This is a genomic window from Bradyrhizobium sp. CIR18 (assembly GCF_014198295.1).
Taxonomy (GTDB): Bacteria; Pseudomonadota; Alphaproteobacteria; order Rhizobiales; family Xanthobacteraceae; genus Bradyrhizobium.
This window is the reverse complement of record NZ_JACIHF010000007.1, coordinates 61,670-79,962: the sequence shown is the minus strand read 5'-3', so window position 1 is coordinate 79,962 and position 18,293 is coordinate 61,670. Positions and strand designations below refer to the sequence as shown.

Annotated in this window: 18 protein-coding genes and 1 pseudogene; 10 read left to right on the top strand and 9 right to left on the bottom strand. The window is 65.4% G+C overall.

The genetic code is table 11. The features are described from left to right. Positions 1–38 precede the first annotated feature (38 nt). A complete protein-coding gene (locus GGD65_RS22395) occupies positions 39–368 on the top strand; it encodes a hypothetical protein (protein WP_026201622.1) in 330 nt (109 codons plus the stop codon). Between the two features lie 145 nt (positions 369–513). Here the strand turns inward: GGD65_RS22395 and GGD65_RS22390 are convergent, their stop codons facing one another. The 5 genes from GGD65_RS22390 to GGD65_RS22370 all read right to left on the bottom strand — a co-directional run bounded on the left by GGD65_RS22390 (position 514) and on the right by GGD65_RS22370 (position 5,364). Continuing rightward, positions 514–1,956: a homospermidine synthase gene (locus tag GGD65_RS22390; protein WP_092255541.1), complete on the bottom strand. Its 1,443-nt coding sequence runs from the start codon at positions 1,954–1,956 to the stop codon at positions 514–516. A 68-nt stretch (positions 1,957–2,024) separates the two neighbouring features. After that, positions 2,025–2,414, bottom strand: a complete 390-nt coding sequence (locus GGD65_RS22385; protein WP_027562893.1) for a RidA family protein — start codon at positions 2,412–2,414, stop codon at positions 2,025–2,027. Positions 2,415–2,561: 147 nt separating this feature from the next. Continuing rightward, positions 2,562–3,149 carry a GNAT family N-acetyltransferase gene (locus GGD65_RS22380; RefSeq protein WP_179731798.1) on the bottom strand — a complete coding sequence of 196 codons (588 nt, stop codon included), beginning with the start codon at positions 3,147–3,149 and terminating at the stop codon, positions 2,562–2,564. A gap of 129 nt (positions 3,150–3,278) precedes the next feature. Beyond that, the gene (locus GGD65_RS22375) at positions 3,279–4,421 is read right to left on the bottom strand and encodes a type III PLP-dependent enzyme (protein WP_018316185.1); all 1,143 of its coding nucleotides are present in this window, start codon (positions 4,419–4,421) and stop codon (positions 3,279–3,281) included. A gap of 688 nt (positions 4,422–5,109) precedes the next feature. Beyond that, entirely contained in the window at positions 5,110–5,364 is a 255-nt protein-coding gene (locus GGD65_RS22370) for a hypothetical protein (protein ID WP_018316184.1), read from the bottom strand. Between the two features lie 137 nt (positions 5,365–5,501). Between GGD65_RS22370 and GGD65_RS22365 the strand changes: the two genes are divergently transcribed. From GGD65_RS22365 to GGD65_RS22355, 3 genes are read left to right on the top strand one after another with little or no spacing between them, the layout of a single operon-like run. Continuing rightward, entirely contained in the window at positions 5,502–7,583 is a 2,082-nt protein-coding gene (locus GGD65_RS22365; protein WP_183236638.1) for a M3 family metallopeptidase, read from the top strand. Continuing rightward, on the top strand, positions 7,583–8,221 hold the full coding sequence (locus GGD65_RS22360; protein WP_183236637.1) for a DUF1007 family protein: 639 nt from the start codon (positions 7,583–7,585) through the stop codon (positions 8,219–8,221). The genes GGD65_RS22365 and GGD65_RS22360 overlap by 1 nt, the downstream gene beginning before the upstream one ends. Further along, positions 8,212–9,336 carry a nickel/cobalt transporter gene (locus GGD65_RS22355; protein WP_210317202.1) on the top strand — a complete coding sequence of 375 codons (1,125 nt, stop codon included), beginning with the start codon at positions 8,212–8,214 and terminating at the stop codon, positions 9,334–9,336. Before GGD65_RS22360 ends, GGD65_RS22355 begins: the two co-directional genes overlap by 10 nt. 105 nt (positions 9,337–9,441) lie before the next feature. Here GGD65_RS22355 and GGD65_RS22350 read toward each other — a convergent pair whose 3' ends face one another. Then, positions 9,442–9,840 (bottom strand): MAPEG family protein, encoded by a 399-nt coding sequence (locus GGD65_RS22350; RefSeq protein ID WP_183236636.1) that lies wholly within the window; start codon positions 9,838–9,840, stop codon positions 9,442–9,444. A gap of 82 nt (positions 9,841–9,922) precedes the next feature. Between GGD65_RS22350 and hemH the strand changes: the two genes are divergently transcribed. From hemH to GGD65_RS22330, 4 genes are all read left to right on the top strand, one after another. After that, positions 9,923–10,960, top strand: coding sequence for a ferrochelatase (gene hemH / locus GGD65_RS22345; protein WP_183236635.1), 1,038 nt, complete (start codon positions 9,923–9,925; stop codon positions 10,958–10,960). A gap of 10 nt (positions 10,961–10,970) precedes the next feature. Further along, positions 10,971–11,942 (top strand): ABC transporter substrate-binding protein, encoded by a 972-nt coding sequence (locus tag GGD65_RS22340; protein WP_183236634.1) that lies wholly within the window; start codon positions 10,971–10,973, stop codon positions 11,940–11,942. Between the two features lie 223 nt (positions 11,943–12,165). Continuing rightward, positions 12,166–13,170 (top strand): SPFH domain-containing protein, encoded by a 1,005-nt coding sequence (locus GGD65_RS22335; protein WP_018316177.1) that lies wholly within the window; start codon positions 12,166–12,168, stop codon positions 13,168–13,170. Positions 13,171–13,225: 55 nt separating this feature from the next. Further along, positions 13,226–13,669 carry an NfeD family protein gene (locus tag GGD65_RS22330; protein WP_026201621.1) on the top strand — a complete coding sequence of 148 codons (444 nt, stop codon included), beginning with the start codon at positions 13,226–13,228 and terminating at the stop codon, positions 13,667–13,669. Between the two features lie 201 nt (positions 13,670–13,870). On the opposite strand, the gene GGD65_RS22325 is transcribed toward GGD65_RS22330, so the two are convergent. Beyond that, positions 13,871–14,191: a helix-turn-helix domain-containing protein gene (locus GGD65_RS22325; RefSeq protein ID WP_183236633.1), complete on the bottom strand. Its 321-nt coding sequence runs from the start codon at positions 14,189–14,191 to the stop codon at positions 13,871–13,873. Between the two features lie 72 nt (positions 14,192–14,263). Between GGD65_RS22325 and GGD65_RS22320 the strand changes: the two are divergent. Continuing rightward, positions 14,264–14,812: pseudogene (locus GGD65_RS22320) on the top strand (carboxymuconolactone decarboxylase family protein); the annotation flags it as partial. Between the two features lie 40 nt (positions 14,813–14,852). On the opposite strand, the gene GGD65_RS22315 reads toward GGD65_RS22320, so the two are convergent. Next, entirely contained in the window at positions 14,853–15,860 is a 1,008-nt protein-coding gene (locus GGD65_RS22315) for an SIS domain-containing protein (protein WP_092255510.1), read from the bottom strand. A 193-nt stretch (positions 15,861–16,053) separates the two neighbouring features. On the opposite strand from GGD65_RS22315, the gene GGD65_RS22310 reads away from it, so the two are divergent. Then, positions 16,054–17,811, top strand: a complete 1,758-nt coding sequence (locus tag GGD65_RS22310) for an outer membrane beta-barrel protein (RefSeq protein WP_183236631.1) — start codon at positions 16,054–16,056, stop codon at positions 17,809–17,811. A gap of 10 nt (positions 17,812–17,821) precedes the next feature. On the opposite strand, the gene GGD65_RS22305 is transcribed toward GGD65_RS22310, so the two are convergent. Then, complete coding sequence (locus GGD65_RS22305) at positions 17,822–18,037, bottom strand: hypothetical protein (RefSeq protein ID WP_183236630.1); 216 nt, start codon at positions 18,035–18,037, stop codon at positions 17,822–17,824. Positions 18,038–18,293: the final 256 nt, after the last annotated feature.

The following is an 18,293-nucleotide window of genomic DNA, read 5'->3' as shown; positions in this document are numbered from 1 at the left end:
CAATTTCGTTGATCCCGCGGACAAAGGCGGTGATCGACATGACAGTCAATGACAAGCGCAGACTGAAACTCGACCTTCTGATCGCCTGTTCGCTGTTCGCAGCAGGTGTCGTTATATCGGGCATATCGATCGCGCAGATACGCGCCGAGAGCCGGATGCAACTGGCGCAGGCGACACCGCCGCTTCAGGGCACGCCCTCTGACGAGCAGAGCAAGGTGCCCGCGGAAGCCAAGCCGGGCGGCGACCGGCCGACCACGCCGGCCCCCGAGCCGGCGCGGCCTGAGCCGCAGACACAAGGCGCGGCGACCAAGCCGGCACTGCCGCCGGCACCGGCCGAGAAGATCGCGCCGCCGATCGAGAAGAAGTAGCTGTCTGATAGACCAACGGTGTCATCGTCCGCGAAGGCGGACGATCCAGTATTTCAGAGACCGTAGTGATTGAACCGAGACGCCGTACTGGATGCCCCGCCTTCGCGGGGCATGACAGCTGTGGTGGGGCCGAAGCCCGCGCCCCTCACCGCACCAGAATGTTCTTGAACTGCCAGGGATCGCTGGTGTCGATGTCTTCCGGGAACAGTCCCGGACGATCCGTCAGCGGCGTCCAGTCGGTGTAGAACCCCTTCACTGGGCCGAGATAGGGCAGCTGGATTTCCAGCAGGCGATCGAAATCCATCTCGTCGGCTTCGACGATGCCTTCCTTCGGGTTCTCCAGCGCCCACACCATGCCGCCGAGCACGGCAGAGGTCACCTGCAGGCCGGTGGCATTCTGATAGGGTGCGAGCGCGCGGGTCTCTTCGATGGAGAGCTGCGAGCCGTACCAATAGGCATTGTTGTCGTGGCCGAACAAGAGCACGCCGAGCTCGTCGATGCCGTCGACGATCTCGTTCTCGTCGAGGATGTGGTGCTTCTCCTGCATCTTGGCGGCGCGGCCGAACATCTCGTGCAGCGACAGCACGGCATCGTCGGCCGGATGATAGGCATAGTGGCAGGTCGGCCGGTAGATCGCCTTGCCCGATGCGTCGCGCACCGTGAAGTAATCGGCGATCGAGATCGACTCGTTGTGGGTGACGAGGAAGCCATATTGCGCGCCGCGGGTCGGGCACCAGGTGCGCACGCGCGTGTTGGCGCCGGGCTGCATCAGGTAGATGGCCGCGCCGCAGCCAGCTTCGTGGGTCCGCGCGTTCTCGGGCATCCATTTTTCATGGGTGCCCCAGCCGAGCTCTGACGGCTGCACGCCTTCCGACAGGAAGCCTTCGACCGACCAGGTGTTGACGAACACGTCGGGCTCTTTCGGCTTCTTCGAGCGCTGGGTGTCGCGTTCGGCAATGTGAATGCCCTTGATGCCGGCCTGCCGCATCAAATCCGCCCATTCGGCCTTGGTCTTCGGCTTGGGGGCATTGAGCTTGAGATCAGCGGCGACGTTGAGCAGCGCCTGCTTGACGAAAAAGGAGACCATACCGGGATTGGCGCCGCAGCAGGAGACCGCCGTGGTCGAGCCCGCGGGACGCGCGCGCTTGGCCGCCAGCGTGGCTTCGCGCAGGGCGTAGTTGGAGCGCGCTTCCGGACCCTTCGAGGAGTCGAAATAGAAGCCCAGCCAGGGCTCGTTGACGGTGTCGATGTAGAGCGCGCCGAGCTCGTTGCAGAGCTCCATGATGTCGGTGGAGCCGGTGTCGACCGATAGATTGACGCAAAAGCCCTGGCCGCCGCCTTCGGTCAGCAGCGGGGTCAGCAACTCGCGGTAATTGTCCCGGGTCACGGCCTTCTGGATGAAGCGCACATTGTGCTTTTCGCAATGCGCCTTGCGGCCCTCGTCCTTGGGATCAATCACGGTGACGCGGGACTTGTCGTAGTCGAGATGCCGCTCGATCAGCGGCAACGTGCCTTTGCCGATGGAGCCGAAGCCGACCATGACGATGGGACCGGTGATCTTCGCGTAGATCTGCGAGGCGGGGCTCATGGGATGGTTTTCTCCGGAACGTGCTGGCAAACAAATGGTGAGGGGTGGATCAGGCGCTGCGGCGCTTGTCAGACGCTGCGGCGCTTGGCGGTGACTTCGATCTCGACCTTCATCTCGGGCTTGGCGAGGGCGCTGACGACCAGCAACGTCGCCGCCGGCCTGATGTCACCGAGGACCTCGCCGCAGACGGCGAAGTGGGCGTCGATGTAGCTGGCGTCGGTGACGTAGTAGGTCGCACGGACAATATCGGCCATCTCGAATCCGCCCTCTTTCAGGGCAGCTTCGATGGTCTTGAAGCAGTTGCGTGACTGGCTCGTGACATCGGCCGGCATCGTCATCGTGGTGTAGTCATAGCCCGTGGTTCCCGCCACGAAGGCGAAATCGCCGTCGATCACGGCGCGGCTGTAGCCGACAGTCTTCTCGAGGGGAGAGCCGGTGGAGATGAGGCGACGGGACATGCTTCGGACCTCGACTGAAAGGGGTGTTTCGCGGGGTTAAAGGGCGTTTCCCGGGCCTGCGCAACCCCGAAAGAGCGGGCGTCAGGACGGGCGCAGCCGGGCGTTGCCGCTTTACGCGGCTTCGGTCGTCGCCATCATGGCAATCCCTCAGGCCGCGTGCGCATGGAGGGCGCGAAGGACCCTCCGTTTGGACAGGGGCGCGCCGGTCGGGACAATCATCCCCTCGGCGCCATCGAGCGCACCCGCCTGGAATTCGATCGCGAGCAGCCGGTCGCGCTCGAACGGGCCGGGCAGCGCCAGCGCGCCGGTCTTCTCGCCCGAGAAGCCGAAGCGGGCATAATAGGGGGCATCGCCGAGCAGGATGACGGCTTCATGCCCGCGCGCCCGGGCGGCGGCCAGCGCTTGATGCATCAGCGCGGCGCCGATCCCGAGCTCGCGGCAGGCAGGGTCAACCGCCAGCGGTCCGAGGACCAGAGCAGGCCTGCCTCCGGCGCTGACGTGCCACAGCCGCACGGTTCCCACGAGCTTGCCCTCGCGCACCGCCGACAGGGCAAGGCCTGTGGCGGGCGCGCGTCCGTCGCGCAGGCGCTGGCAGGTGCGGTCATGGCGGTTCTCGCCAAAGCAGGCATCGAGCAGCGCTTCACGGGCGGCGACGTCGGCAGCACGCTCCGCGCGGATCACGAACGGAGCGGCTTTCGAGGTGAGGGCGATCTGTGGCTTCCGAAAAGCAGTCATGGCGCGTCAGTCCCCGCTTGAACCGGCGTGCGCACAGCACGCCTGTCCAAGACGTCGTCAGATCGAACTGTCAGGGAGGAGCCGGCAATCCGGCTCCCGGGTTCGTCAGGCCTCAGAGAAAGAGGCGGATCAGATATGGTACGTCCGCAGCGGCGGGATGCCGTTGAACGCCACCGACGAGTAGGTCGACGTATAGGCCCCGGTGCCTTCGATCAGCACCTTGTCGCCGATCTCGAGCGTGACGGGGAGCGGATACGGGCTCTTCTCGTACAGCACGTCGGCGCTGTCGCAGGTCGGACCCGCGAGCACGCACGGCGTCATGTCCGCGCCGTCGTGACGGGTACGGATGGCGTAGCGGATCGACTCGTCCATCGTCTCGGCGAGACCGCCGAACTTGCCGATGTCCAGGTAGACCCAGCGCACCTCGTCCTCGTCGCTCTTCTTCGAGATGAGCACGACCTCGGATTCGATGATGCCGGCGTTGCCCACCATGCCGCGGCCCGGCTCGATGATGGTCTCCGGAATCTGGTTGCCGAAGTGCTTGCGCAGCGCGCGGAAGATCGAACGGCCGTAGGTCACGACCGGCGGCACGTCCTTCAGGTACTTGGTCGGAAAGCCGCCGCCCATGTTGACCATGGACAGGTTGATGCCGCGCTCGGCGCAGTCGCGGAACACCTGCGAGGCCATCGCCAGCGCACGGTCCCACGCCTTCACCTTGCGCTGCTGCGAGCCGACATGGAACGAGATGCCGCACGGCTCCAGGCCCAGGCGCTTGGCAACGTCGAGCACCTCGACGGCCATTTCCGGGTCGCAGCCGAACTTGCGCGACAGCGGCCACTCGGCGCCGGCGCAATCATAGAGGATGCGGCAGAACACCTTCGCGCCGGGTGCGGCACGGGCGACCTTCTCGACCTCGGCGGCGCAATCCACGGCGAAAAGCCGGATGCCGAGCGCGAAGGCGCGCGCGATGTCGCGCTCCTTCTTGATCGTGTTGCCGAAGGAGATGCGGTCGGGCGTCGCACCCGCGGCCAGCGCCATCTCGATCTCGGCGACCGTCGCGGTGTCGAAGCAGGAGCCCATGGATGCCAGCAGCGCGAGCACTTCCGGCGCCGGGTTCGCCTTGACGGCGTAGAACACGCGGCTGTCGGGCAGCGCCTTGGCGAAGGTCTGGTAATTGTCGCGCACGACCTCGAGGTCGACGACGAGGCACGGCTCGGTGTCGAGGCCATCCTTGCGGCGGTTGCGCAGGAATTCCTGGATACGTTCGGTCATAGCACTCTCCAAAGCGGCCCCAGCGACGGAGCTCGTTCAAAGTGGTTCTCGGACGAGGGTGCTACGCCGCTGCCGCACGATGGAGACGCGACAGGGCAAAGACCCCTAGACCGAATTGTGCTGCCGTGGATTGGTTGGGAATTTCCCGCCCGCACACCTGGCAATGAAGGACAAGCCTTTTCAGTAGCCCGCGCCGGCGTTGGAATGCCGGTAGAGACCAAAAAAGCCCGATCCGTCGTTGCTTTAAGTCGCGTCCCCCGTTGAGAGCGGGGTGCGCCGGTTCGCCTCCGGCTGCCAGTCACGGTTGCAAAGAGCGAAGTCACCTTCGACAAGGCATCTCTTTGAGAGAGATGCTGGACGCTCCGGGTTTGCTTCCTCGTCCGACCTTCAGGCCTTGCGACCTTCAGTCTTCCGACTTCCGCACTTCCGAAGAGCCCCTCGGCTTCTTCACCCCTTGGCGGCTGTCCGGCCTCTTGTCCGGATACCTACCGACTGACACACGACCACAGGCACGTGCGAAATTGGGCAAGAGCGCACATAAGCGTTTTGAATCAGCTTCGCAAGAATTTTTTTAGGCTGAGAACAGAATTGCCTAACATCTGCTTGCGCGGTGTTGCGCGAGCGACGCGGAAGATGAACACGCGTTAAGTTTTCTGTGGCAGCGCGCGCGTCTCTCGCGCGCGAAGCGTCAGCGGCGCTTCGTGAAGGGCTCGACACGCTGGGCCGCGCGGATGAACGCGGTCATCACGAGCACACCGAGCGCGAACAGCACGGCCTGCAGGATGTGGGTGCCCTGGTCGCCAAGCCCGAACAGGATCGCGAGCGCCCAGCCGCCGGCGAAGGCCGCGCCGAACACCTCCGCGCCGATCAGGATGGCGGCGCTGATGACGGTGATGACGCTTGGCCAGGCGATCTGGCGGGACGAGGAGGAAGGCGCGTTCATGGGCTCAGGGATCCCTAGTCTTCAAGGGCCGCAATCTCCCCGAAAAGGCGGCCGGGAGCAAGGCCAAATGGCCCAAAAAAGCCCTATCGCGTGCTATAGCTGGCCGCAACAATTGAGCCACGAAATCGGGACTTGTGATGTCAGAACCCCGCCAAATTACGGACTCCGAGACCAACCCGCTGCTGAAGGCCTGGGTGACGCCGTTTGCGACCCCGCCGTTCGACGAGATCAAGCCCGAGCACTTCCTGCCGGCCTTCGAGCAGGCCTTCGCCGACCACTCCGCCGAGATCGCGGCGATCACCAACGATCCGGCGGCGGTCGACTTCGCCAACACCATCACGGCGCTGGAGCGCTCGGGCAAGCTGCTGAGCAAGGTCGCGGCCGTGTTCTACGACCTCGTCTCGGCGCATTCCAACCCGGCCATCCTGGAGATCGACAAGGAGGTCTCTCTGCGGATGGCACGGCACTGGAATCCGATCATGATGAACGCCGTGCTGTTCGGCCGCATCGCCCAGCTGCACGAGAACCGCGCCAATCTGGACCTGGCTCCGGAGCAGCTTCGCCTGCTGGAGCGCACCTACACCCGCTTCCACCGCGCCGGCGCCGGCCTCTCCGAGGAGGCCAAGATGCGGATGGCGGAGATCAACGAGCGGCTCGCCCAACTCGGCACCAGCTTCAGCCATCATCTGCTCGGCGATGAGCAAGACTGGGTCATGGAGCTGGGAGAGGCCGACCGCCAGGGCCTGCCGGAGAGCTTCGTCGCCAGCGCCAAGGCTGCGGCAGAAGAGCGCGGCATGGAAGGCAAGGCCATCGTCACGCTGTCGCGCTCCTCGGTCGAACAGTTCCTGAAGAGCTCTGCCCGGCGTGATCTGCGCGAGAAGGTCTACAAGGCTTTCACCGCGCGGGGCGACAACGGCAATGCCAACGACAACAATGGAACCATCGTCGAGGTCCTCAAGCTGCGCGAAGAGAGCGCCAAGCTGCTGGGCTATCCGACCTTCGCCGCTTACCGGCTGGAGGACTCCATGGCCAAGACGCCGGATGCGGTCCGGAGCCTTTTGGAGCGGGTCTGGAAGCCGGCCAGAGCGCGGGCGCTCGCCGACCGCGACGACATGCAGGCGCTGATCACGGAAGAGGGCGGCAATTTCAAGCTCGCTCCCTGGGACTGGCGCTTCTACGCCGAGAAGCTGCGCCTTCAGCGCGCCAATTTCGACGATGCCGCGATCAAGCCGTATCTGTCGCTCGACCAGATGATCGCCGCCGCCTTCGACTGCGCCACGCGCCTGTTCGGTATCACCTTCAAGGAGCGCAAGGACGTTCCGGTCTGGCATCCCGACGTCCGGGTCTGGGAGGTCAAGGGCCCCGACGGCAAGCACAAGGCGCTGTTCTATGGCGACTACTTCGCCCGGCCGTCGAAGCGCTCCGGCGCCTGGATGACCTCGCTGCGCGACCAGCAGAAACTCGACGGCGATGTTGCGCCGCTGGTTCTCAATATCTGCAATTTCGCCAAGGGCGCCGGCGGCGAGCCTTCGCTGCTGTCGCCCGACGATGCCCGCACCCTGTTCCACGAGTTCGGCCACGGCCTGCACGGCATGCTCTCCAACGTGACCTATCCGTCGCTGTCGGGCACCTCGGTGTTCACCGATTTCGTCGAGCTGCCGTCGCAGCTCTACGAGCACTGGCAGGAGCGGCCCGAGGTGCTGCAGAAGTTCGCCCGTCACTACCAGACCGGCGAGCCGCTGTCGGACGAGCTGTTGCAGCGGTTCCTGGCCGCACGAAAATTCAACCAGGGCTTTGCCACGGTCGAATTCGTCTCCTCGGCCCTGGTCGATCTCGAATTCCACACCCAGCCGGCCGAAGCGGCGCAGGATGTCCGCGCCTTCGAAAAGAAGGAGCTGGAGAAGATCGGCATGCCCGAGGAGATCGCGCTGCGTCACCGGCCCACCCAGTTCGGTCACATCTTCACCGGCGACCATTATGCCGCCGGCTATTACAGTTACATGTGGTCGGAGGTGATGGACGCCGACGCCTTCGGCGCCTTCGAGGAGGCCGGTGACATCTTCGACCCCGCCGTCGCCAAGCGTCTGCACGACGACATCTACGCCTCGGGCGGATCGGTCGATCCCGAGGCCGCCTATGAGGCGTTCCGCGGGCGGCCGCCGGAGCCCGACGCGCTGCTGCGGCGGCGCGGGCTGCTCGACGACGCGAAGGCGGCCTGATGGGCATGCGCGCCCTGTTCGGATCGCTGCTTGCCGCCGGCCTGTCGCTCGCGGCAGGCACGGCGCAGGCCCATCCGCATGTCTGGATCAGCGCGACCAGCGAGCTGCTCTACGCGGCCGACGGCACCATCACCGGCGTCCGCCACGCCTGGACGTTTGATGACATGTTCTCGTCCTATGCGGTGCAGGGGCTCGAGAGCAAGACCAAGGGGGCCTATACGCGCGAGGAGCTCGGGCCGCTGGCGCAGACCAACGTCGAGTCGCTCAAGGAATACGCCTACTTCACCTTCGCGCGAGCCGACGGCAAGAAGGAGCGATTCCAGGAGCCGGTCGACTATTTCCTCGACTACAAGGATACGGTCCTGACCCTGCACTTCACGCTGCCGCTGAAGAACCCGGTCAAGTCCAAGCAGCTGGTGCTCGAAGTGTTCGACCGCTCTTTCTTCATCGACTTCCAGATGGCCAAGGAAAGCCCGGTGAAACTGGTGGGCGCGCCCACCGGCTGCCAGATGAAGCTGGAGCGCCCGAGCGACGGCACCGCGAGCGCGCAGAAGCTCAACGAGCAGACCTTCATGAACGGCGAGAACTCGAATTTCGGCATGATGTTCGCCAACAAGATCACGGTGGATTGCCCTTGATCCGCCGTCTTCGCTCTCCGCTCGCCCGCGGGCTTCTTGTCTGCGCCGCCGTCTTCCTCGTCATGGGCGTGGCTGATGCGGCGCTTCACGATGTCTTCGCGCAAAACCCCTTTGGCGCGCCGCGCCCGGCGCAGGCGGCCCAGCCCGAGGCCAGCGGCCTCATCGGCTGGCTGCTGGCCAAACAGTCGGAATTCTATCGCCAGATGTCGGCAACCATTCGCGCCGCCAAGTCCGACGGCTCGGCGGTGTGGACGCTGCTCTTCATCTCGTTTGCCTACGGCATCTTCCACGCCGCCGGCCCCGGCCACGGCAAGGCGGTGATCGCGTCCTATCTCGTCGCCAACCGCGAGACCGCGCGGCGCGGCATCGCGCTGTCGTTCGCCTCGGCGCTGATGCAGTCGCTGGTCGCGATCCTCATCGTCGGCATCTCCGCTTGGGTGCTGAATGCGACGGCCAAGACCATGTGCAAGGCGGAAGGGGCGATCGAGATCGCGAGTTACGCCCTGATCGCGTTGTTCGGGCTGCGTCTCGTCTGGGTCAAGGGCCGCATTTTCATCCGGGCGCTGCAGGCGGCCCAGCCGGTGCCGGCGATCGCCGGCGTGCCGCATCATCACGATCACGGTCATCACCATCATCACGATGCCCACGATCATCACGATCACGGTCATGATCACCATCACCACGGTCATGATCATGCCCACCACGGGCATGACCACGTCCATGACGAGCATTGCGGTCATTCCCATGGCCCCACGCCGAGCGAGCTCGCCGGCCCCGGTGGCTGGCGACGCGGCTTCGCTGCGATCCTGACCGTCGGCATCCGCCCCTGCTCGGGCGCGATCCTGGTGCTGGTGTTCGCGCTCGCCCAGGGCCTGTTCTGGGCCGGCATCGCCGCCACCTTCCTGATGGGATTAGGCACCGCGATCACGGTCGCGGCCATCGCGGTCGTCGCCGTCTCCGCCAAGGACATCGCCGCCCGCCTCAGCGCAGGGCGCGACGGCGGCGGCGCGCTGTTCATGCGCGGCATCGAATTCGCGGCTGCTGGCGTCGTGCTGCTGTTTGGCGCAGGCCTGTTGTTCGGCTACATCGCAGCCGAGCGGACGACGTGTTTCTAGGCGAAGGTCTCGTAGCCCGGATGGAGCGCAGCGCAATCCGGGACAGTGCCGCCGTGGAAAGACCCCGGATTACGCTTTGCTCCATCCGGGCTACGGTCGCAAACCTCACACCGGCAGAAACCGCTTCAGCGCCGGCATGAAGAAGATCCCGAGATTGATCGCAAAGCCGATGCTCCAGAGGATCGAGCGCAGCGTCGGGCGGTTGCCGAGATAGGTCAGCACATAGGCAAGGCGCACGATGAGGAAGAGGGCCGCGAGCTCGTCGATCAGCCGCTGCGGCGAATCCTTGAATTCGGCGAGCAGCACCGCGAAGGCGAAGAACGGGAAGGTCTCGATGCCGTTCTGGTGCGCGCCGAGCGCGCGCTGCGAGAGTGCGTCCTCGTAGAAGGCGGGGTCGCGTGGCCGGGAATTGTCGAAGCGGCGAAACCTGATCCATTTGATCGAGCCGATCGTCGACAGATAGAGCAGCAGCGCTCCAAAGACGCACCATTCCGCGAGTGTCATCGTCGCTCCCCCGCCTGGGTGCGACCCTAGCGAAACCGGCCTCATCTTGACAAGTTCGGACCAACGCGCGACCCACAGAGCCATGACCAGTGTCGTCCCCATCGAGGCCGCGAGACCGGCCGCCCAATCCGCCCTGCCGCGCGCTGGCGTGCTCCTGATCAATCTCGGAACGCCCGACACGGCCGATGCGCCGGGCGTGCGGGTGTACCTGAAGGAGTTCCTCTCGGACGCCCGCGTCATCGAGGACCAGGGCCTGGTCTGGAAGTTCGTGCTGAACGGGATCATCCTGCGCAGCCGCCCCCGCACCAAGGCGCTCGACTACCAGAAGATCTGGAACACCGAGAAGAACGAGTCGCCGCTGAAGACCATCACGCGGTCGCAGAGCGACAAGCTGGCGGCCGCCCTGTCGGACCGCGCCCACGTCGTGGTGGACTGGGCGATGCGCTACGGCAATCCCTCGATCAAGTCGGGCATCGACGTACTGATCGCGAAAGGCTGCGAGCGGATCCTGGCGGTCCCGCTCTATCCGCAATATTCCGCCTCGACCTCGGCGACGGTCTGCGACGAAGTGTTCCGCGTGCTCGCCCGTTTGCGTAACCAGCCGACGTTGCGGGTGACGCCGCCTTATTACGAGGACGCGGCCTATATCGAGGCGCTTGCCGTCTCGATCGAGACGCATCTGGCAACGCTGTCCTTCAAGCCGGAGCTGATCGTGGCGTCGTTCCACGGCATGCCGAAATCCTATGTCGACAAGGGCGACCCCTATCAGCAGCACTGCATCGCCACCACGGCGGCACTGCGCCGCCGGCTCGGCATGGACGAGACCAAACTGCTGCTGACCTTCCAGTCGCGCTTCGGCAATGCCGAGTGGCTCCAGCCTTACACCGACAAGACCATGGAGCGGCTCGCGAAGGAAGGCGTGCGCCGCCTCGCGGTGGTGACGCCGGGCTTTTCCGCCGACTGCCTGGAGACGCTCGAGGAGATCGCGCAGGAGAACGCCGAGATCTTCAAGCACAATGGTGGCGAGCAGTTTTCTGCGATCCCCTGCCTCAACGACAGCGACCCGGGCATGGACGTGATCCGCACCCTGGTGCTGCGCGAGCTCCAGGGCTGGATCTGATGGGCGCCTCATGAACCGCCGTGAGTGTCTGGCGCTTCTTGGGACCGTCGTCGCGTTGCCGTCCTCGGTGCTGGCGCAGCAACCAGCACGTCGGCTCGGCGTTCTCTCGGTCACGGCTGCCGATGATGCGATCGGCCAGATCCGCAGCATGGTCCTGCTCGAGGCGCTCGCCGGACATGGCCTGAAAGAGCGCGACAACCTCAAGATCGACTGGCGCAGTGGTGGCGGCGACCGCGCGCGCATCGCGCGGCTCGCCGACGAGCTGATCGCGCTCAGGCCCGACGTCCTGCTGGCGGTCGGCACGCCTTCGGTCGAGGAGCTGCGCCAGCGCACCACCACGATCCCGATCGTGTTCGCCGTCGTCACCGATCCCGTCAGCCAGGGCTTTGTCGAAAACCTCGCGCATCCCGGCGGCAACGTCACCGGCTTTACCGATTACGACGGCCCGCTGGCCGGCAAATGGCTGGAGATGCTGACGCAGGTCACGCCAAAGGTGTCTCGCGTCTTCGTCGTCTACAATCCCGCCACCGCCCCGTTCGCGCCGTTGATGCTGCGCACGATCGAGGACGCCGCACGGACCCTTCAGGTGACGGTCGAGCCCGCGCCGGTGCATGACGCCGTCTCCATAGCAGCGCTGGCTTCGCGGAGGGACGGCGGCCTTCTGATCCTGCCGGACTTCTTCACCATGGCCAATCGCGGCCAGCTTCTGGCGGCGATCGCGCAGGCGCGCGTGCCGGCGGTGTTCTGGAGCCGGACCTTCGTCGACGAGGGCGGGCTGATGTCCTACAGCACCGACAGCGCCGAGCAGCTCCGCCGCGCCGCGGACTATATCGACCGCATTCTGAAGGGCGCGCGGCCAGCCGACCTGCCAGTGCAGAACCCCACCAAGTTCGAGCTAGCGGTCAACCTCAAGGCCGCTAGGGAGTGCGGCGTCACACTTCACCCGGGCCTCATCGCCCTCGCGAATGACGTGATCGAATGAAATCGTCTAACGTGCGCCTTCAGATTCGTTAATTTTCGCCGCTAGGTTTCCGCTGCACGCTTTCAAGGTCCCGCCGCAAATACATATCGTGATCCTTCCCCGCCTGGATGACTTGTGCAGAATTAGCCCGATACCGACGTGAATTGCGACCGCTGAACCGGTAGGGTTGCACTCCCGACCAATGACAGCGCGGGAATAGGCATTTTCCTGCCTTGGAGGAGCTATGAGCGGTTTCGACATTTTCGCGATTGTTTTGGTGTTGCTCGTCATCGTCACGCTGGTTGCCGGCGTGAAGACGGTGCCGCAGGGCTATGACTGGACCATCGAACGGTTCGGCAAATACACCCAGACGCTGAGTCCCGGGCTCAATCTGATCGTGCCCTATTTCGATCGCGTCGGCCGCAAGATCAACATGATGGAGCAGGTGATCGACATCCCCGAGCAGGAGGTCATCACCAAGGACAACGCCACGGTAACGGTGGACGGCGTTGCCTTCTACCAGGTGTTCGACGCCGCGAAGGCGAGCTACGAGGTCGCCAATCTGACCCAGGCGATCACGGTCCTGACCATGACCAACATCCGCTCGGTGATGGGGTCGATGGATCTCGACCAGGTGCTGTCGCACCGCGACGAGATCAACGAGCGCCTGCTGCGCGTCGTCGACGCCGCGGTGTCGCCCTGGGGCGTCAAGGTCAACCGCATCGAGATCAAGGACATCGTGCCGCCAGCCGACCTCGTCGAAGCCATGGGCCGGCAGATGAAGGCCGAGCGCGTCAAGCGCGCCGACATTCTCGCCGCTGAAGGCCAGCGCCAGTCCGAGATTTTGCGCGCCGAGGGCGCCAAGCAGGGCCAGATCCTCCAGGCCGAAGGCCGCCGCGAGGCCGCCTTCCGCGACGCCGAGGCGCGCGAGCGTCTGGCCGAGGCCGAAGCCAAGGCGACGCTGGCGGTGTCGGAAGCGATCGGCAAGGGCGACGTCGCCGCGTTGAACTATTTCATCGCCGACAAATATATCAAGGCGTTCGGCCAGTTCGCGGACGCGCCGAACCAGAAGATCATCATGCTGCCGATGGAAGCAACCTCCATGCTGGGCTCGCTCGCCGGCATCGGCGAGATCGCAAAGGCAACGTTCGGCGAAAGCGCCGCCTCCGCAGCCGCCGCCGCGCGCCGCACCGGCTCGGTGCCGACGACCGGCAGCACGCCGCCGGCGGTGCCGCCGCGGCAGGGATAGTCACCGGAGTATGTCCCTCCGCACGGGGGCATGCACCATGATGGAAGGTCGTGTCATGACCGACATGTTCGTATCGCTCGGCAGCTGGAATTGGCTGATCTTCGGCTTCGTCCTGATGGCGCTGGAGGTGCTGGCGCCGGGCATATTCCTGTTCTGGCTCGGGTTAGCTGCGCTGCTCGTCGGCCTGATCTCGTTCACCGTCGTCATATCGTGGCAGATCCAGCTCGTGATGTTCGCGGTGTTTGCCGCGGCCGCCGTGCCGATATGGCGCCGCCTTGCGCGGCCGAAGCCGGATGCAAGCGCCAGCCCGTTCCTCAACAAGCGCACCGAGGCACTGCTGGGGCGCGAGTTCACGCTGGAGAAGCCGATCATCGACGGCAGCGGCACCGTGCGCATCGGCGACACCGTGTGGCGCGTCGCAGGTCCGGATACGCCGGCCGGGACGCGGGTGAAGGTGGTGCAGGTCGACGGTGCGAATCTGACCGTGGCGGCGGCGTAGCCGTCTCTTACCCTCCCCTGGAGGGGGAGGGTCGATCGCGCGTAGCGCGAGCGGGGTGGGGTGATCTCTCAACACGGGCGCTGCCGCGGTGGAGAGACCGTCACCCCACCCCGTCTCACATTTCGCTACGCTCCATGTGAGCCGACCCACGGGCGAGCTTCGCTCGTCCCGGACCCCTCCAGGGGAGGGTAAGAAAAAGCGCTACCCCTTCCACCTCTCCGCAAACCGATGCAGCGGCATGACCATCGCGCACAATTCCCGCCCGAGCGGCGTCAGCCCATAGCCTGCGCCTTCCCCCAGCTCCACGAACCCCGCCTCGCGCAACTCCGTCAGTCGCGCTTGCAGCACGGTCGGTGAAGCCTCGTCGCAGGCGGTGCGCAATGCGCGGGAGGTGAGGGGCTCGCCGCGCAACTCCCACAATATTCGCAGGCTCCAGCGCCGGCCGAGCAGGTCCAGCAGCGCCATGATCGGCCGCCCGGTGCGCGAGCCGCGGACGCTTCCTGATGCTGCCTGTTTTGCCATCGCGGCCCCCTTGCGTCGTGCTACAGATAGTGTAGCGTATTGCTACAATAAATGTAGCAAAGGAGGCGGCCGATGTCCCAGTCCACGCCGCGCATTGCCCCGCTCACCCCGCCTTATCCCCCGGAGATCCAGGCGCAGTTCGATCGCATCATGCGCGGCGCGGCGCCGCTGGTGCTGTTCCGGGTGATGGCAGGCCATGCCCGCGCCTGGGACAAGTTTCGCGCCGGCGGCCTGCTCGATCCCGGCCCGCTCTCTCTGCGCCAGCGCGAAATCGTCATCGACCGCACCTGCGCGCTGAACAGATGCGAGTATGAATGGGGCGTGCACGTCGCGGTTTTCGCCGGGCCGGCGAAGCTCGCCGAAGACGAGGTGCGTGCCACCGTGCAGGGCGATGCGAAGTCACCGTGCTGGTCGCCGGCCGAACAGGCGCTGATCGCAGCGGTCGACGCGCTGCATCACCGCGCGACGTTCAGCGATGAAGAGTTCGCCGCGCTCTCCGCGCACTACGACGAGGCGCAGATCCTGGAGATCATGCTGCTGTGCGGCTTCTATCGCACGGTGTCGTATCTGGCGAACGGGCTGCGGCTGCCGCTGGAGGAGAACGCGGCGCGATTTCCGGCGGTGGACTCCCTCTCCCCGCAAGCGGGGAGAGGCGAAGAAATTACGCCACGCCGGCCCGCAGCAGATCGTGCAGATGCACGATGCCCACCACCTTGCCCGCCTCGGTCACGACCAGCGTCGTGATCTTGCTTGTGTTCAGCACCTCGATCATCTCGGTGGCGAGCATGGACGGCGGCACGGTCTTCGGCTGCTTCGTCATGATCTCGTCGACCGACGCCGTCAGCAAATCGGGCCGCATGTGGCGGCGCAGGTCGCCGTCGGTGATGATGCCTGCGACCTCGTTTGCTTCGTTGACGATGCAGACGCAGCCGAGGCCCTTGGCCGACATCTCGACCACGGCCTCCGACATCTTGGTGCCCAGGGGCTTGACCGGGATCTCGGCGCCGGTGCGCATGTAGTCGCGGACGAATTTCAGCATCGCGCCCAGCTTGCCGCCGGGGTGGAAATGCGCGAACTCCAGGGCGGTGAAGCCGCGGCCTTCGAGCAGCGCGATCGCGAGGGCATCGCCGATCGCGGCCTGCATCAGGGTCGAGGTGGTCGGCGCCAGATTGTGCGGGCAGGCCTCGCGCGCCTTCGGCAGCTCGATCACGAGGTCCGCGGCTTGTCCCAGCGAGGACGCCGCGTTCGACGTCACCGCGATCATGGGAATGGCGAACCGCGCCGAGTAGTTCACGAGGTTCTTCATCTCCGGCTGCTCGCCGGACCAGGACAGCGCCATGATGACGTCGTCGGTGGTGATCATGCCGAGGTCTCCATGGCCGGCCTCCGCGGCATGCACGAAGAAGGCCGGCGTGCCAGTCGAGGCCAGCGTTGCGGCGATCTTGCGCCCCATATGGCCCGACTTGCCGAGCCCGGTGACGATGACGCGGCCCTTGGCGTTGCGGATCAGATCGACCGCCTTGACAAACGTTTCGCCCAGCGGGCCGCGCAGGGCGGCTGCGAGCGCGTTGATGCCGCCGCTCTCCGTCTCCAGCGTGCGGAGCGCGGATTCGACGCTGTCGGGGATGGGGCCGGATGATTGGGTCATCAGCGGTTTCGAACTCGGCATGTTCTGGTCCAGGGAGGAGGGGGCATTGGCCCGGTCGGCGCCTCATTAGCACGCCGCGGCCGTGGAGGCGACGAGCGCGCCTAAGCCCTCAACCGGTCATTAACCATAATTGTTTTAACTCCATTAACGATGGTTCCCGCCAGCCGGCGGAGGTCACCGTGAAAGTATTTGATTTCGTTGGAGTTATTCCATCGTGGGGTCGTCTCCAGGCACCGGCCGGAGCAAACGCGCGCAGTTCCTGCGCGCGGCTTTGCCGTGCCTAGCGCCGGGTCTTGCGCTGACGGCCCTCACAAGCGCGCCCGCGGCCGGCCAGAGCCTCACGCCCGATCTGTTCAATCCCAACCGCGGCGGCTTCGCTGCGCCCGAGACGCTGCCGACGCGCCGCACGGCAGGCGTGCCGCAGGCGCCGTCGGATGCGTTGCCGGCACTGCCCGATCCCAGTGCCGATCCGCGCAAACGCCAGCAGACGCCGGCGACCTCGCGCGTCGGTCAGGTCCCGACCTACGGACTGCCCGCCGCCACCGGCGCGAGCGGCTCCGGCTATGATTCGCTCAACCGCAAGCGACAGCAACCAAAACTCTATCCGGGCCAGCCGAAGCCGAAGCGCGCCGCCGGGCCCGGCTCGCCGGTGCCGACCACGGCGCCGCCGCCCTCGACGCTCGGCCTGCCCAGAATCGCGCCGCCGCCATCCGCGTCCGCCAACAAGGCGCCGGTGCCGGCGGCGATGGCGGGCACCGTGCCCGGACAGCCGCTGCGCCGCCGCCTCAAGGCGGATGACGATGCGTTCGGAGCCGTCGGCGACTATGCCGGCAGCTTCCTGATCAAGGGCGGGCTCGAGCTCTCCACCGGCTACGACACCAATCCGACGCGTCTCAACAAGCCGGTGGGATCGCCAGTCTATGTCGTTGCACCGGATCTTCTGGTGATGTCCGACTGGGAGCGCCACGCGCTGGTCGCTGACCTGCGCGGCTCGTTCTCCGGCTACACCAACAACATGCCGGCGACGATCAACGGTTTTGCCTCGCCTTCGCCGGTCGAGGCCGATCGTCCCGACTTCACCGGCCATGTCGACGGCCGCCTCGACGTCGACCGCGATCTCAAGCTGACCTCGCAGCTGCGCCTGCGGCTCGCCACCGACAATCCCGGCAGCCCGAACGTGCAAGCCGGCCTGCAGAAATATCCGGTGTACGCTGCCTACGGCACCACCGTCGGCTTCGACCAGACCTTCAATCGTTTCCAGGTCGCCGCCGGCGCCACCGTCGATCGCACCGCCTACACGGACTCCAAGCTCACCGACGGCTCGACCTTCAGCAACGGCGATCGCGATTTCAACCAGTATGGCGGCATCGGCCGCTTCTCCTACGACCTCAAGCCGGGCCTGAAGCCATTCGTCGAGATCCAGGGCGACACCCGCGTCCACGACCAGGCCGCCGACCGCAACGGCTATTTCCGCGATTCAAACGGCGGCTACGCCAAGGTCGGCTCGTCCTTCGAATTCTCGCGCATCCTCACCGGCGAAATCTCGATCGGCTATTCCGCGCGCAACTACACCGACCCGCGCCTCAGCCAGCTCGCAGGGTTTCTGACCACGGGCTCGCTGATCTGGAATGCGAGCGGCCTCACCACGGTGAAATTCTTCACCGACACGCAGATCGCCGAGACCACCATCCCCGGCTCCTCCGGCGTGCTGGTGCGCACCTATTCGGCCGAAGTCGACCACGACTTCCGCCGCTGGCTCACCGCCGTCGGCAAGTTCACCTACGGCACGCTCGACTACCAGGGCCAGAACCGCAACGACAAGACCTACTCGTTCGAGAGCAATCTGATCTACAAGCTCAACCGCAACATCTGGGTCAAGGGCACGCTGCGGCATGACATCCTGGATTCAAACCAGCCGGGCTCGAGCTCGCAGGGGACGGTGGTGATGGTGGGCGTGAGGTTGCAGAATTAGGGGCGGGCCCCTAGTTTCTCACGCGAACCAGATCGGCGCCAAACACCAGATTGTCCCCGCTGATGGTGTAGCTTTCTCCCTTCAGAGCGCCGAAGCCCAGCGACGAGTTGATCTTGTTGGCCACTGACCATTTGGCCATCACGCTGGCATTGTCCTTGAACAGGATGTCCACATGCACGTTTCCGACAATGATGCCGCGAACCTTCTGAATGCCTGGACGCTTCATGATGGCGTCGACGCAAGCCTTCACATGGCGGGGCACGGGCGCGCGGTTGGATCGCGTAGGTTCGCGGAGAGTCGATCCGGATTGTAACGCGTCGAATGAACTCGATCTCGTTCTCCTCGAGATTGAGGTCGGCCTTGGCCTTGCGCAAATGCAGTGCGTGACGCAGTGAGAGATCGAAATTGTAGGTGACGTGGGTTGGAGACCTATCTCGCCGGCCCACGTCGGATAGCGGATAGCCCGGAGGACAATAGATCGG